Source organism: Pseudokineococcus sp. 5B2Z-1 (assembly GCF_037482305.1).
Classification (GTDB): domain Bacteria; phylum Actinomycetota; class Actinomycetes; order Actinomycetales; family Quadrisphaeraceae; genus Pseudokineococcus.
On sequence record NZ_JBBHZG010000002.1, the window covers coordinates 1 to 13,546 of the forward strand.

Consider the following 13,546-nt stretch of genomic DNA (forward strand, 5'->3'; position numbering starts at 1 on the left):
AAGCTAAGCCCGTTCGCGCCGATGGTACTGCGTGGGGGACTGCGTGGGAGAGTAGGTCGCCGCCGGACTTCATTTGTGGAAGGGCCATCCCCCTTGTGGGGGGTGGCCCTTTCGCATGCCCGGACCCAGATGAGTCTGTGGGCGTCGTCGGAAGGCTGTCCGCACGTCGGAAGGCTGACGGCTCGGGCCGCGACAGTCGGCCGGCTCAGGACGCCGTCGTCTCGGCGCGGCTCCTCGGGAGGTCGAGCCGCACCACGGTGCCGCGACCCACGCGGCTCTCGGCGGTCGCCGTCCCGCCGTGGGCCTCCGCGACGGCGCGGACCAGCGGCAGCCCGAGCCCGCTCCCCGGCACGCCGCGCACGGCGGGGCTGCGGAACAGCTCCTCCCAGACGTGCGGCAGGTCGTCCGCGGCGATACCGGGGCCCGTGTCGGCCACCTCGACGAGCACGCGGCCCGCCTGGTCGCGCGCGCGGACCTCGATCGTCCCTCCCGCCGGCGTGTACTTCACCGCGTTGTCGACGAGGTTCGCGACGGCGAGCCCGAGGAGGTCCTCGTCGCCGTCCACGGCCGGCAGCGGCCACGGCGCCCGGGGGAGGCTGACGCGCACGTCGCGCCCTTCGGTGCCGCCCTGGTCGCGCACCGACTCGACGGCGTCGAGGAGGACGGCTGCGAGGTCGACGGGGCGTCGGTCGACACCCCGGAGCTCGACGTCGGCGATCTTGCGCAGGTCCGCGGTGAGGCGGCTGAGGCGCACGACCTGCTGGTCGATGCTCCGCAGCCCCGCGCCCGTCCCCGAGTCGGCGGTCACGGCGTCGTCCGCGGCCACGTTGGCCACCGCGGCGCGCATCGCCATCAACGGGTTCTTCAGCTCGTGGTCCAGTCGGGACAGCAGGAGGCGTCGCCCCTCCGCGGCTGCCTCCTCCGCTGCGGTGACGCGGGCGTCGGCGTCCCGGTGCGCACGGGCCGCGGCGCCGCGTCCGAGCAGGACGGCGAGGACGGCCAGCGCCGACACCAGGGCCCCCAGGGCGAGGACCCAGTCCCCCGCCAGGGCGCTGACGTCCAGGCGCTCGTCGGGCAGCGCCCCCACGGCGGCCAGCAGGCGGACGACGGCGCCGAGGGCGAGGGGCGCCAGCGCGAGGGCCAGGAGCGCCCCGGTGCGGCGTCGCGTCACGCCGTCGTCACGCGGGCGCTGAAGCGGTAGCCGATGCCGGGCACCGTCGTGATGAGGGAGGCGCCGTCCCCGTCGCGGCTCCCCGCGGACGCGGCGCCCGGGGGCGGGCCCTCGAGCACCCGCCGGAGCTCGGCCACGCGGGTGTCGACCGTGCGCGTGCTCGTCTGGTAGGTCCACCCCCAGACGGCCTCGAGGAGCCGCTCCCGCGTCATCAGCTCGTCGGGGTGGGTCATGAGGTAGGAGAGCAGGGACGTCGCGCGCGGGGTGAGGACGACCTCGGCGCCGCCGCGCGTCACCCGCCCGGACACCCGGTCGAGGACGACGTCGCCGCTGCGCAGGCGATGCGCCGCGGCGAGCGGGGCCCCGCCGCCGGAGCCGCCGCGGCGCAAGACCGCCCTGATGCGCGCCACGAGCTCGTGGGGGTCGAAGGGCTTGTTGAGGTAGTCGTCGGCGCCCTCCTCGAGCGCCATCGCCCGCTCCGCGGACTCGCCCACCTGCGTCAGCAGGATGATCGGCAGGTCGGCGTGCTCGCGCCGCACCCGCCGGAGGACCTCGCGCCCGTCCAGCCCGGGCATGAGCACGTCGAGCACGAGGAGGTCGGGCGACGACGTCGCCACGCGCCGCAGCGCCTCCTCGCCGTCCCGGGCGACGACGACCTCGAGCCCGCTGCGCCGCAGGAACGGCGCGAGGTTGTCGGTGATCGCGTCCTCGTCGTCCGCGAGCAGCACCGTCGTCATCGCCCCCGCCTCACCGGGTCGTCCCTCACCGGATCGTCAGCGTCAGCGCGTAGGGGACGCCGGCGTCGGGGGACGCGAGGCCGACGACGTAGTCGCCGTCCGCCGGCAGCGTCCACGAGCCGCTCGTGGCGCTGCTCATCGTCGTCTTCAGCGGGGTGCCGTCGGGGGCGACGAGGTCGAAGCCCACCGCGTCGCCGTCCGAGCTGATGCTGAGGGACGCCTCCTGGCCCGCCGAGGCGGCGAACACGTACTGCGGTCCCTGGCTCGCCGGCGCCTGCCCGCGGACGGTCGTCGACGTCTGGCCTGCCGGGAAGCGGATCTCCTGCAGTCCGTCGCTGCTGGAGCCGCCGCCGGTCGCCCCGCCGGAGCCGTCGCTCGCCGAGCCGTCACCGCTCGTCGAGCCGCCGCCCGCGCCCGCGTCTCCACCGCCGCTCGTGGCCGTCGGGGCGGGCGCGGCTCCTCCGGACGCCCCGTCAGACGCCCCGCCGGACTCGGCGGAGTCCGAGCCGGACCCGCCCGAGCCGGCGCCGTCAGACGAGCCGGACCCGCTCGAGCCGGAGTCCCCCGCGGCGGGCGCGTCGGGGCTGCTCGTCGCGGACGGCGCGGTGGCGTCGTCCGTGGGGGCCGTGCTGGGCGTCGCGCTGGGCGAGGGGGCGGCGGGCGCCGTCGTCGCGCTCGTCGTCGTCGGCCCCGAGGCGTCCTCGTCGACGCCCCCCTGGAACGAGCAGCCGGCGAGCGCGAGGGCCGCCGTCACGGCGAGGACCGGCAGGGCGCGGGAACGGGTGCGGCGCATGCTCCGGACGATAGGACCGCCCCCGACGCCCTGCCTCCGTGCTGCGCCCGCTCCGCGCCCTCCGTCCCGAGACGTCCTGCGCGTGTGTCGAAGTGGTGACACCACGTGCCCGGACGGGGACGCGGGCGCCACGGCCCCGCCGCACGCGCTGCCTAGCGTCGAGAGCGGGTCGCAGACAGCGGCTCCCTCCCCGCCGGGGAGGCGCTCGACCGGAGGTCACCCCCATGCGCACCACCCAGGAGCCCACCACCCAGGAGCCCGTGACGCGGAAGGCCACCAGCCCCGTCCGTCACCGCGCCGGTCGTCGCACCGTCGCCGCGGTCGCCGTCGCCCTCGCCGCCCTCGGCGGCACCACCGCCGCGGCCCAGGCCGCGAGCGGGCCGTCGCGCGTCGCCTTCTCCGCCGGCGCGACGAGCGCCCCCGTGACGGGCCAGGTCGCCGCCGGCGGCGAGGACGCGCACGTCTTCGGCGCCCGCGCCGGCCAGGCGGCCGTCGTCCACTTCGAGGGCCCGGCGGACAGCTACTGGACGCTCGTCGGCCCCGACGGCAGCCCCCTGCACACGGGAGCCACCGAGCAGCAGGAGGACGCGACCGTCGCGCTCCCGCGGACGGGCGACTACGTCCTCGACGTCCACAGCGCCACGGCCGGCAGCTACGAGCTCGACCTGACGATCCCCCAGCCGATCCGCTTCGCCCCCGGCGGCACCTCGCGCACCGTCCGGGGCGCCGTCTCCCCCTCGCAGGGCGAGCTCGACGCCTACTCCTTCGGGGCCCGCGCCGGCCAGGAGGCGACCGTGCGCTTCTCCAGCGACACCGGGAAGGCCACGTGGTCGCTCGTCGCGCCCGACGGGTCCCCGCTGCACACGGGGATGACGCAGGACCAGTCGAGCGCCACGGTCCGGCTGCCCGCCTCGGGCACGTACTCCCTCGACGTGCAGAGCGACGCGGGCCCGACCGGCTACGCGCTGACGCTGTCCATCCCGGCGCGCTGACGCCGACCGCGCCGTCGTCCGTGGTCCTGCGCCGACCGGCAGGACCACGGACGGCGCGGGCCGGCGCGGAGCCCTCATCGGAGGACCGCCGCGCCGCCCTACGGTGCGCGGGTGACCGACGAGCACGCGCGCGGACCGGTCGGCGACGACGACCCGGGGGACGGCGTCCCCCGGACCGCGGGCACGGCCGTCGGCGGGGCGAGCGGCCCGCCCCGCGGCGTCGTCCGCGACGCCCTGGGCGTCGGCCTCGCGACGGGCGCCTACGGCGTCTCCTTCGGCGCCCTCGCCGTGGCGGCGGGCCTGTCCGCCGGGCAGGCCGTGGCGCTGTCGGCGCTGATGTTCACGGGCGCCAGCCAGTTCGCGCTCGTCGGCGTGCTCGGGGCCGGCGGCTCGGCGCTGGGGGCCGCGGCGACGGCGACGCTCCTCGGCACCCGCAACGGTCTCTACGGGCTCCGGCTCGCGTCGCTGCTCCGCGTCCGCGGACCGCTGCGGCTCGTCGCGGCGCACCTGACGATCGACGAGTCGGCCGCGATGGCGCTCGGCCGCCGTGAGCCGGGCACGGCCCGCTGGGCGTTCTGGGCGACGGGCGTCGCCGTCTTCACGTTCTGGAACGCCGCCACGCTCACCGGGGCGCTCGGCGCGGACGCGCTCGGCGACCCCACGGCGCTCGGGCTCGACGCCGCGGCACCGGCGGCCTTCGTCGCCCTCCTGCTGCCGCTGCTGCGCGGCCGCGGCGACGTCGGGCTCGCCCTCGGCGCCGGGGCGCTGGCGCTCGTCCTCACCCCGCTGCTCCCCGGCGGCCTGCCCGTGCTCGGCGTCGGGGCCGTCGCCCTCGTCGTCGGCCTGTGCCTACCGGGCCGACGTCGTCCGCCGCTCCCCGAGGGGAGCGCGCGATGACCTGGCTCGCCGTCCTCCTCGGCGCCCTCGGCTGCTACCTGTGCAAGCTCGCCGGGGGCCTGCTGCCCGAGAGCGTGCTGGCCTCCCCGCGGGTGCAGCGCGTGACGGGAGCCCTGCCGGTCGTGCTGCTGGCGGCGCTCGTCGCGACGCAGATCTTCGGCGACGGTCGTGCGCTCGTGCTCGACCCGCGCGTCGCCGGCGTGGGCGCCGGCCTCGTCGCCGCGCTGCTGCGCGCGCCGTTCCTGCTCGTCGTCGCCGTCGCGGCCGGGACGGCGGCGCTGGTGCGGCTGCTGGTGTGAACACCGCGGCCTGAGGAGCACCGGGCCCGTCCCCGCGCGCCGAGTCCGACGTCGTACGCCGAGTCCGACGTCGCACGCCCCTGGAGCCCCCTCGACCCTCGCAACGTCGGACTCGACGCGGGACGTCGGACTCAGGGCGCCCGGAGGCGGCGGCCGTCGTCCACAGGGGCCCGGCGAGGCAGCGCCGGACTGCCGCACAGTGCTCCCGTGAGCCGCCCCGCCGTCCCGCAGCGCCTCGTCGGCGTGCCGCTGCGGAGGCAGGAGCTGCTGGAGCACGTGACGACGGCGCAGCTTGCCGGGCCCGGCTTCCGGCAGGTCGTGCGCGGCGTCCACGTGACGGCGGGGGCGCCGGACGACCACGGGACCCGGGTCCTCGGCGCGCTGCGGGCCCTGCAGGGGCGGGGCGTGCTCGGCGGGCTGTCGGCGGCGTGGGCGCACGGCGTCCCGGAGGTCCGTGACGACGAGCCGGTCCTCGTGCTGGCGGCACGGCCGGCGCCGCGCTCGCGGCCGCCGCTCGTCGTCGTCCAGTAGTGCGCCCTCCCGGCGGGCGACGTCGTCGAGACCCGGTGGGGCTCGGCCACCTCGTCCGTGCGCACCGTCGTCGACCTGCTGCGGACGCTGCCCATGCCGCGGGCGCTCTGCGCGGCGGAGACCCTGGCGCACCGGTGCGGGGTCGGCGTCGACGAGGTGCTCGCCCAGCTGGACCGCCAGCGCGGCGACCGCGGTGTGGCGCTGGCCCGCCGCCGCGCGCAGCGGCTGGTGCCCGCGGCCGAGTCGCCGCAGGAGACGGCTTTGCGGCTCGTGCTCGAGGACGCCGGCCTGCCGGCTCCCGTGCCGCAGCACGAGGTGCACGACGACGCCGGACGCTTCGTCGCCCGCCTGGACCTCGCATGGCCCGCCGCCCGCGTGGCGGTCGAGTACGACGGCGGGCACCACCGCGAGGCTCGCCAGCACAGCCGGGACCTCGCCCGCCACAACCGGCTGCGGGCCCTCGGGTGGACGGTGCTGCAGGTCGATGCGCGGGTCCTCGCCCGGCCGGAGGAGCTGCTGCGGCAGCTGGCCGGGCTGCTCAGCGCCGGCTGAGCCTGCGCCGTCCCGGGCCGCCGAGTCCGACGTCGTGCCTCGAGTCCGACGCCGTGCCGGTGATCCGCCGTCCCTGACCTGCGGGACGTCGGACTCGGCGTACGACGTCGGACTCGACGCCGACGCGGTGGGCGGCCGGAGCACGCCGCGCCCCGTCGGCACCGCGCTGGCAGGGTGGCGGGCATGGCTGAGAGCACCGGGGCGCAGGCCCCCGTCGTCGTGGTGACCGGCGCCAACGGGCTCGTGGGGGAGGCGGTGTGCCGCGCGCTGCGCGAGCGGTCGGCGCTCGTGCGCGCCGTCGTCCGCCGGGAGGGCGCCGCGCCGGTGCTCGAGGGCGTCGAGGAGCACGTGGGCGACTTCGCCGACGAGTCCTTCGCCCGCGACGTCGTCCGCGGCGCCGACGCCGTCGTCACCACCGTCCACCCCATGGGCTCGCCGCGGGAGGTGCAGCACGAGGTCGCCGTCGAGGGCACGCCCGTGATCGCCCGCGCCGCGCGGGACGCCGAGGTGGCGCGCTTCGTCCACCTCTCGACGGCCGGGGTCTACGACCGGTCGGCCGGGGTCGGCGACGTCGCGGAGGACGGCCCCCTGCTGCCTGAGGGCAGCGGCGACTACCCGGACACGAAGAACGCCACCGACCGCGCGCTCGCGGAGGTCGGCGGGATGACGACCGTCCTCGTGCGCCCCCCGGCGATCATGGGCGCGGGCGAGTCGTCGGTGTGGAACACGCTGCGGCCGGCCGACGTCCGCGACGGCGGCGGCCGCTCGGCCAACCCGGCGAAGACGTGGTCGTGGGTCCACGTGCACGACCTCGCCGACCTCGTCGTCGACGTCGCCACGGGCGCGGTCGCGACGTCCGACGACCCCGACCGCGGCCCCGTCGAGGGCGCGACGACGCCCGTCCTCGTGGCCGGCGAGCCCGCCACCTGGCGCGACTACCTCGGCACGGTCGGCGAGGCCGTCGGCGTCGAGCCGGAGTGGACCGACGAGCCCGAGTGGACCGGCCAGCTCGTCACCGACCGCGCCCGGGCGTGGGGCTGGGCCCCGCGCGTCAGCCTCTCCGAGGCGCTTTCCGAGCTGCGGCGCGGCCTCAGCGGCTGACCCGAGGCGGCGCCAGCCCCTGCACGACGACGGCCCCGCACGACGACGGCCCCGCCCTCCGAGGAGAGCGGGGCCGTCGTCGTCCGTCGGGAGGGCGTCAGCGCACGGTCACCGTCCACGTCGCCGAGCGGCTGGGCGCCGTCAGCGCGTCGCCGGCGGCGTGCACCGTGAGCCGGTGCGTCCCGCGGGGCAGCGCCGGCTGGGTCAGCGTGACCCGGCCGTCGCGCAGCGCACCCTTCGCGAGGGCGCGCCCGCGGGCGTCGCGCAGCACGACGTCACCGGTCGCCGTCCCCGCCGGCGAGGTGACGGCGACGGCGACCGTCGTCGTCCTGCCGCGCCCGGGCGTCGTCGTCCCCGGCGACGCCTTCGTCGAGCCGCCGGCCCGGACGACGTCGAGGACGAGCGGCGCGGACGCCGCGAGAGCCGTGGCGCTGCCGTCGTAGGCGACGGTCACCGTGCGCCGGCCCGCCGGCAGCTTCGCCAGGGGCAGGCGCGCCTCCCCGCGGACGAGCGGCGCCCGCGAGGCGGTGCGGCCGTCGACGACGAGACGCACCTGCCCCGTCGCCGCGACGCCCCCGGCGCGGACCCGGACGACGACCGGCTGGCCGCCGCCCGTCGTGGGCGCCTTCGGCGGCAGCACCTCGAGCGTCGCCGCGTCCTTGACGACGACGAGGCGCGTGCTCGTCGTCGACGGCGCGCTGGAGCGGTCACCGCGGTAGGTGACGGCCACGGTGTGCGTGCCGGCCGGGAGCACCGGCAGCGCGACGCGGGCGACGCCGCCGGACACCGCGCCGCGGGCGAGGAGGCGGCTGCCGAGGCGGGCCTCCACCGCGCCGGTCGGGGCGACGGCGCTCGCCACCCGCGCCTCGAGCACCGCGCCGCGCGTGGCGGTCGGCGCCGTCGTCGTCGTGACGGACGTCGCGCTCGTGACGCGGTGGACCTCGAGGACGACCGGGGTGCTCGTCGCGCTGCCGGCGCTGCCGCCGTCGTAGGCGACGACGAGCTCGTGCCGCCCGCCGGGCAGCACGGGCAGGGCCACCTGGGCCGCGCCGTCGACGACCGCGGCGGAGGCCAGCGTCGTGGAGCCGGCCGTGACGACGACCTCGCCGTCGGCACCGGCGCCCGCCGGGTCGAGGCGGACGTCGAGCACCGCGGGCGTCGCGGCGTCGACCGGTGCGCCGGAGGCCGTCCCGACGCCCACGACGAGGGTCGGCGTGACGGGCCCGTCGCTGCCGGGCCCGTCCGTGCCGGGGTCCTCGGTCGAGGGACCGCCGGTGCCAGGGTCCTGGGTGCCGGGGTCGCCCGTGCCGGGGTCCGGGCTGCTGGGGTCCGGGCTGCCGGGCTCCTGGGTCGCCGGGTCCGCACCCACGACGACGTCGCGGCGCGTCGAGGACGCCGCCCACCGGCTCGTGTCCTGCGGCGCGTAGTCGACGACCGCCGTCTGCGCGCCGCTGCGGGCGGGCACGACCTCGACGGCGTAGGAGCCGTCGGTGGCGAGCGTCGCCGAGGCGCGGGCACCGGCGACGTCGACGGTCACGACGCCCTGCGGCACGACCGTGCCGGCGCCCGCCGAGACCGCGCCGCGCAGGACCGCCGTCCGCCCGGCGACGAGCTCGGGGACCTCGACGGTCGTCGTCGTCGCCAGCGCGCCGTGGGCCTGGCCGGTGCGGGCGAGGCTCACGCGGGCGACCACGCGCCCGCCCGACGCCGCCGCCGTGGTCACCTCGACGCCGCCGGAGGCGCTGCGCCACGTCTGGCCGGCCGGGAGGGCGCGGTCGACGTCGACGCTGCTCGTGGAGCGCACGGTGGGCGTCGCGTCGAGGGCCAGGCTGGCGCGGCTCCCCTTCTGCGCGCGCAGCACGCGCAGGCCGGTCACGGCCTTCCACCGGGCGAGGCGCGCCTGGTCGCGGCCGGTCGCCTGCCGGTTCTCCAGGCGGTAGGCGACGCCGGTGCGGGGGTCGGTGACGGTGAGGTCCTTGACGCCCGTGCGCGCGGCGCCGGAGACGGGCGCCAGCTCGACGAGCGAGGTCCCGACGGCGCTCACGGTGCTGCGCTCGCCCGCGTCGAGGAAGCCGAGCGTCGCGCGGGACATCGCCGCGAGGGAGCCGGGGTAGCCGTCCGAGCTCGCCATGACGTCGATGGCGTCGCCGTACTCGCGGACGCCGCACGGCGCCTGCGCGGCGTCACCGGCGAAGTCCTGGCGCGGGGCGGAGGTGCACTCGACGGCGTTGGCGTGCTCGAGCGAGAGGTTGTGGCCCAGCTCGTGGGTGACGAGCGAGAGGTCGGAGGCGTTGGCCAGGGCCGACAGGCCGCCGTCGTCGACGCCGCGCCCCACGGTGCCGACGCCGTAGCCGCAGCCCTTGCCGTCCTCGCCGACGAGCACGAGGACGAGGTGCGTGCGCGCTCCGTCCACGTACCCGGCCCGCTGGCCCGCCTCGCTCCACAGGCCCCAGAGGTCGCTGCAGGACCGGGTGGTCGCGTAGTACGTGGGCGCCTTCGCCAGGGTGAAGGTGACGCGGCCCGCGCTCTGCTCGGACCAGTAGTCCGAGGCGCGCTGCACCATCGTCGCGAGGTCGGCGTCGGTCGGCGCCGTCTCCGTGCCGGCGCCCATGTCGGCGACCACGACCGTCACCGGTCGCGCCGGCGCCGCGGCGGCGGCGGTGGGGGGCGGCGCCGAGGTGGTGACCTCGACCGTCCCGGCCGTCGTCGCGAGGACCTCGCCCTCCTCGGCCGCGGCCGTGACGACGGCCTCGGCGACGGCGGAGCCGTCGGCCGCCGGGCGCTCACGGGCCGCGTCGAGGCGGCGCTCGCCCGCGGCGTCGGCGACGGCGTCCTCCAGCGCGGCGGGCACCTCGACGACGAGGCGCACCTCGTCGCCCGTCCGCGCGCGCGAGCTCTCGAGGCCGGCGACGCCGACGAGCGTGCCGTCCTCGAGCCGCAGGCCGGCGGGCGCCGCGACGTCGAAGGCGCCGTCCGACGGCGAGGCGTCCGCCCGCACGGCCTGCGCCGGCGCCGGCTCCGCGTCGTGGTGGTGCACCGAACCGTCGGCGTGGACGTGCTCGTGCCCGTCCGCCGGGGCCGCCTCGTGGTCGTGCGTCGTCTCGTCATGGCCGGCGTCGTCATGTCCGGCACCGTCCGGGTGCGCGTGGGGCGCGGCCTCGAGCCGCACCACCTCGCCCTCGAGCACCGCCTGCGCGGGCCCGTCCGCGCTCGTGGCGGCGTCGCCGCCCGTCGTCGCGCCCGCCGTCATCGGCGGCAGCAGCGCGACGGCGAGCAGCGCGCTCGCGCCCACCCGCGCCGCGCGCCTCGTCCTGCTCTGGCTCACCTGCACCCCTGTCCTCGGATCGGATGTCGTCCCGAGGGAGGTCGGTGCGGGGCCGCCGGCGGAGCAGCGGCGTCACCCGTGCGCGGGAGGCCGCCACCCGGCTGCTGCGGCGCACGGGTGGTGGGGGCTCGGCGACCCGTCCGCCGAGTCTCCCCGGGTGCGGTCACGGCGGCGGGTCGGTCGGCCGCGAGAGGCCGCTGTGCTCCGGGCGCCCGCCCGCCTACGCTCCGGCCAGTCACTCACCGTCGAGGAGGCTCACGTGCGTCATCCCTCTGCCCTCGCGTCCGGGGCGGGAGCCGCGGCCGTCGCCGCCGCGCTGCTGCTCGGACCGTCCGCCGCCGCTGCTCCACCGTCCGACCGGCCCGCGCCCGCCCAGGAGGCCCAGGCGAAGAAGGCCGCCGCTGAGGCGACGAAGGCCCAGCAGGCCCAGGACCGCGCGCTCGCGCGCGGCTCGCTGCGCGAAGACCTCACCCGCGAGCGCTTCTACTTCGTCATGGCCGACCGCTTCGAGAACGGCGACCCGACCAACGACGACGGCGGCTACGGGGGCGACCGCCTCGTCAGCGGCCTCGACCCCACGGCCAAGGGCTTCTACCACGGGGGCGACATCGAGGGGATCCGCCAGCGGCTCGACTACATCGAGGGCCTCGGCACCACGGCGATCTGGCTGACGCCGTCCTTCGTCAACCGCCCGGTGCAGGGCGCGGGCGACGCCGTCTCCGCCGGGTACCACGGCTACTGGATCACCGACTTCACGCAGATCGACCCGCACCTCGGCACGAACGAGGAGCTCGAGGGCCTCATCGACGAGGCGCACGAGCGGGGGATGAAGGTCTTCTTCGACATCATCACCAACCACACCGCGGACGTCATCCAGTACGCCGAGGGCTCGCAGACGTACATCACCAAGGACGCCGAGCCCTACCGCGACGCGAGCGGCGAGGTCTTCGACGACCGCGACTACGAGGGCACGAGCGAGTTCCCGGCGCTCGACGCGGCGACGTCCTTCCCGTACACCCCGGTCTTCCCGATGCCGGGCGACGCGACGGCGAAGACGCCGGCCTGGCTCAACGACCCGACGATGTACCACAACCGCGGGAACGCCCGGTTCGACGGCGGGGAGTCCGACCAGTACGGCGACTTCTCGGGCCTCGACGACCTCTTCACGGAGCGGCCCGAGGTCGTGGCCGGCATGGAGGAGATCTACAAGACCTGGGTCGACCTCGGCATCGACGGCTTCCGCATCGACACCGTCAAGCACGTCGGCGACGAGTTCTGGAAGGACTTCGCGCCGACCATCGAGGAGCACGCCGCGGAGATCGGCAACCCCGACTTCTTCTCCTTCGGAGAGGTCTACAACTCCGACCCGGAGTTCCTCTCGCACTACACGACGGAGGCGGAGCTGCAGTCGGTCATCGACTTCGGCTTCCAGGCGCGGGCGCAGTCCTTCGCCAGCGGCGGGGCCACGCAGCAGATGGCGGACCTCTTCGCCGCCGACGACTGGTACACCGACGCCGACAGCAACGCGTACTCGCTGCCGACGTTCCTCGGCAACCACGACATGGGCCGCATCGGCATGTTCCTGCAGGACGCGGGCGCCGAGGGCGACGAGCTGCTGGAGCGCGACCGCCTCGCCCACGCGCTCATGTACCTGACCCGCGGCCAGCCGGTCGTCTACTACGGCGACGAGCAGGGCTTCACCGGCGACGGCGGCGACCAGGACGCGCGCCAGGACATGTTCGCCTCGCAGGTGGCCACCTACAACGACGACGTGCTCGTCGGCACCGACGCCACGACGGCGACGGAGAACTTCGACTCGAGCCACCCGCTGTACACGACGATCGCCGAGCTGTCGGCTCTGCGCGAGGAGAACCCGACCCTCGCCGACGGCGCGCTCGTGCAGCGCTACGCCGAGGACGGCGCGGGCGTCTACGCCTTCAGCCGCATCTCGGACGACGACGACGTCGAGTACCTCGTCGCGACGAACAACAGCGACACGGCGCGCACCGTCGACCTCGACACCTTCACGACCCGCACCCGGTACAAGGCCGTGTGGCCGGCGGGCACCGGGGCCGTGTGGTCCGACCACGACGGCACGGCGCGCGTCACGGTGCCGCCGCTGTCGGCGGTGGTGTGGAAGGCCAGCAAGCCGATGCGCCCGGCGCGCACCGCGCCGACGCCGGTCTTCACGACGGGCGAGGAGGTCAGCGGCCGCGCCGAGGTGTCGGTCGACGTCCCCGGCGGCGGCTTCGACCAGGTGACCTTCGGCGTCCGCCCGGCCGGCTCGAGCGACGAGTGGCAGGTGCTCGGGACGGACGACAACGCGCCGTACCGCGTCTTCCACGACGTCACCGACATGGCCGAGGGCACGGCGCTGGAGTACCGCGCCGTCGTGCGCGACCACTCGGGCAACGTCGCGGGCGCCAGCGCGACCGCCGTCGTCGTCCCCGAGCCCGGCCCCGGTGTCGGCGGCGAGCCGACGACCGTGGCGGTCGCGGGCAGCCTCAACAGCGAGATGGGCTGCTCCGAGGACTGGCAGCCCGGCTGCGACGAGGCGCAGATGACCTACGACGAGGACACGGCCACCTGGTCGCTGACGGTGGCGCCGCCCGCGGGCTCCTACGAGTACAAGATCGCCGTCAACCGGTCGTGGGACGAGAACTACGGCGCGGGCGGTGAGCCGAACGGCGCCAACATCCCGCTGACGACGAGCGGCGGCGCGGTGACCTTCACCTACAGCACCGCGACCCACCTCGTCACCGCGGTGGAGGAGTCGGTCGAGCAGCCGGGCGCCGTCTCGGTGCCGGGCGACCTCAACAGCGAGATGGGCTGCCCCGGCGACTGGCAGCCCGACTGCGACGCCGCGCAGATGACCTACGACGCGGAGACCGGCCGCTGGCGGCTGACGGTCGACCTCCCGCCGGGGCAGTACTCCTACAAGGTCGCCATCGACCGGGCGTGGACGGAGAACTACGGCGCCGGCGGGGTGCCCGACGGGCCGAACATCACCCTCGACCACCCCGGCGGCCCGGTGACGTTCGTGTACGACCACGCGACGCACCGCGTGGCGGTGGAGGTCGAGCAGGGCTGACCCGCCGCACGGCCTGACGACGCCGCCCGCACCGGGACCTCGGGTCCGGGTGCGGGC

The 13,546-nt window shown here is 76.9% G+C and carries 11 protein-coding genes and 1 rRNA gene; 8 read left to right on the forward strand and 4 right to left on the reverse strand.

The features are described from left to right. Positions 1 to 68, forward strand: a 5S ribosomal RNA gene (gene rrf / locus WDV85_RS17065); the annotation flags it as partial. A 137-nt stretch (positions 69 to 205) separates the two neighbouring features. On the opposite strand, the gene WDV85_RS04275 is transcribed toward rrf, so the two are convergent. The 3 genes from WDV85_RS04275 to WDV85_RS04285 are packed head-to-tail and all read right to left on the reverse strand — an operon-like array spanning position 206 to position 2,701. Then, on the reverse strand, positions 206 to 1,171 hold the full coding sequence (locus WDV85_RS04275; protein WP_339569443.1) for a sensor histidine kinase: 966 nt from the start codon (positions 1,169 to 1,171) through the stop codon (positions 206 to 208). Then, positions 1,168 to 1,908 (reverse strand): response regulator transcription factor, encoded by a 741-nt coding sequence (locus tag WDV85_RS04280; RefSeq protein WP_339569444.1) that lies wholly within the window; start codon positions 1,906 to 1,908, stop codon positions 1,168 to 1,170. The genes WDV85_RS04275 and WDV85_RS04280 overlap by 4 nt, the downstream gene beginning before the upstream one ends. 25 nt (positions 1,909 to 1,933) lie before the next feature. Beyond that, positions 1,934 to 2,701 (reverse strand): hypothetical protein, encoded by a 768-nt coding sequence (locus tag WDV85_RS04285; RefSeq protein WP_339569445.1) that lies wholly within the window; start codon positions 2,699 to 2,701, stop codon positions 1,934 to 1,936. A 224-nt stretch (positions 2,702 to 2,925) separates the two neighbouring features. Between WDV85_RS04285 and WDV85_RS04290 the strand changes: the two genes are divergently transcribed. From WDV85_RS04290 to WDV85_RS04315, 6 genes are all read left to right on the forward strand, one after another. Next, positions 2,926 to 3,693, forward strand: a complete 768-nt coding sequence (locus WDV85_RS04290) for a hypothetical protein (protein ID WP_339569446.1) — start codon at positions 2,926 to 2,928, stop codon at positions 3,691 to 3,693. A 111-nt stretch (positions 3,694 to 3,804) separates the two neighbouring features. After that, a complete protein-coding gene (locus WDV85_RS04295; protein ID WP_339569447.1) occupies positions 3,805 to 4,590 on the forward strand; it encodes an AzlC family ABC transporter permease in 786 nt (261 codons plus the stop codon). After that, complete coding sequence (locus WDV85_RS04300; protein ID WP_339569448.1) at positions 4,587 to 4,889, forward strand: AzlD domain-containing protein; 303 nt, start codon at positions 4,587 to 4,589, stop codon at positions 4,887 to 4,889. Before WDV85_RS04295 ends, WDV85_RS04300 begins: the two co-directional genes overlap by 4 nt. A 207-nt stretch (positions 4,890 to 5,096) precedes the next feature. Continuing rightward, complete coding sequence (locus WDV85_RS04305) at positions 5,097 to 5,420, forward strand: hypothetical protein (RefSeq protein ID WP_339569449.1); 324 nt, start codon at positions 5,097 to 5,099, stop codon at positions 5,418 to 5,420. A gap of 57 nt (positions 5,421 to 5,477) precedes the next feature. Next, positions 5,478 to 5,972 (forward strand): endonuclease domain-containing protein, encoded by a 495-nt coding sequence (locus WDV85_RS04310; protein ID WP_339569450.1) that lies wholly within the window; start codon positions 5,478 to 5,480, stop codon positions 5,970 to 5,972. A 183-nt stretch (positions 5,973 to 6,155) separates the two neighbouring features. Next, a complete protein-coding gene (locus WDV85_RS04315) occupies positions 6,156 to 7,073 on the forward strand; it encodes an NAD-dependent epimerase/dehydratase family protein (RefSeq protein WP_339569451.1) in 918 nt (305 codons plus the stop codon). 97 nt (positions 7,074 to 7,170) lie between these two features. Here the strand turns inward: WDV85_RS04315 and WDV85_RS04320 are convergent, their stop codons facing one another. Then, on the reverse strand, positions 7,171 to 10,398 hold the full coding sequence (locus WDV85_RS04320; protein ID WP_339569452.1) for an Ig-like domain repeat protein: 3,228 nt from the start codon (positions 10,396 to 10,398) through the stop codon (positions 7,171 to 7,173). A gap of 259 nt (positions 10,399 to 10,657) precedes the next feature. On the opposite strand from WDV85_RS04320, the gene WDV85_RS04325 reads away from it, so the two are divergent. Further along, positions 10,658 to 13,489, forward strand: coding sequence for an alpha-amylase family glycosyl hydrolase (locus tag WDV85_RS04325; RefSeq protein ID WP_339569453.1), 2,832 nt, complete (start codon positions 10,658 to 10,660; stop codon positions 13,487 to 13,489). The last annotated feature ends 57 nt before the right edge of the window (positions 13,490 to 13,546 follow it).

Coding starts and splice junctions, on each gene's coding strand:
- WDV85_RS04290 (WP_339569446.1), top strand. CDS start 2,926: ATGCGCACCACCCAGGAGCCCACCACCCAGGAGCCCGTGACGCGGAAG.
- WDV85_RS04315 (WP_339569451.1), top strand. CDS start 6,156: ATGGCTGAGAGCACCGGGGCGCAGGCCCCCGTCGTCGTGGTGACCGGC.
- WDV85_RS04280 (WP_339569444.1), bottom strand. CDS start 1,908: ATGACGACGGTGCTGCTCGCGGACGACGAGGACGCGATCACCGACAAC.
- WDV85_RS04285 (WP_339569445.1), bottom strand. CDS start 2,701: ATGCGCCGCACCCGTTCCCGCGCCCTGCCGGTCCTCGCCGTGACGGCG.
- WDV85_RS04300 (WP_339569448.1), top strand. CDS start 4,587: ATGACCTGGCTCGCCGTCCTCCTCGGCGCCCTCGGCTGCTACCTGTGC.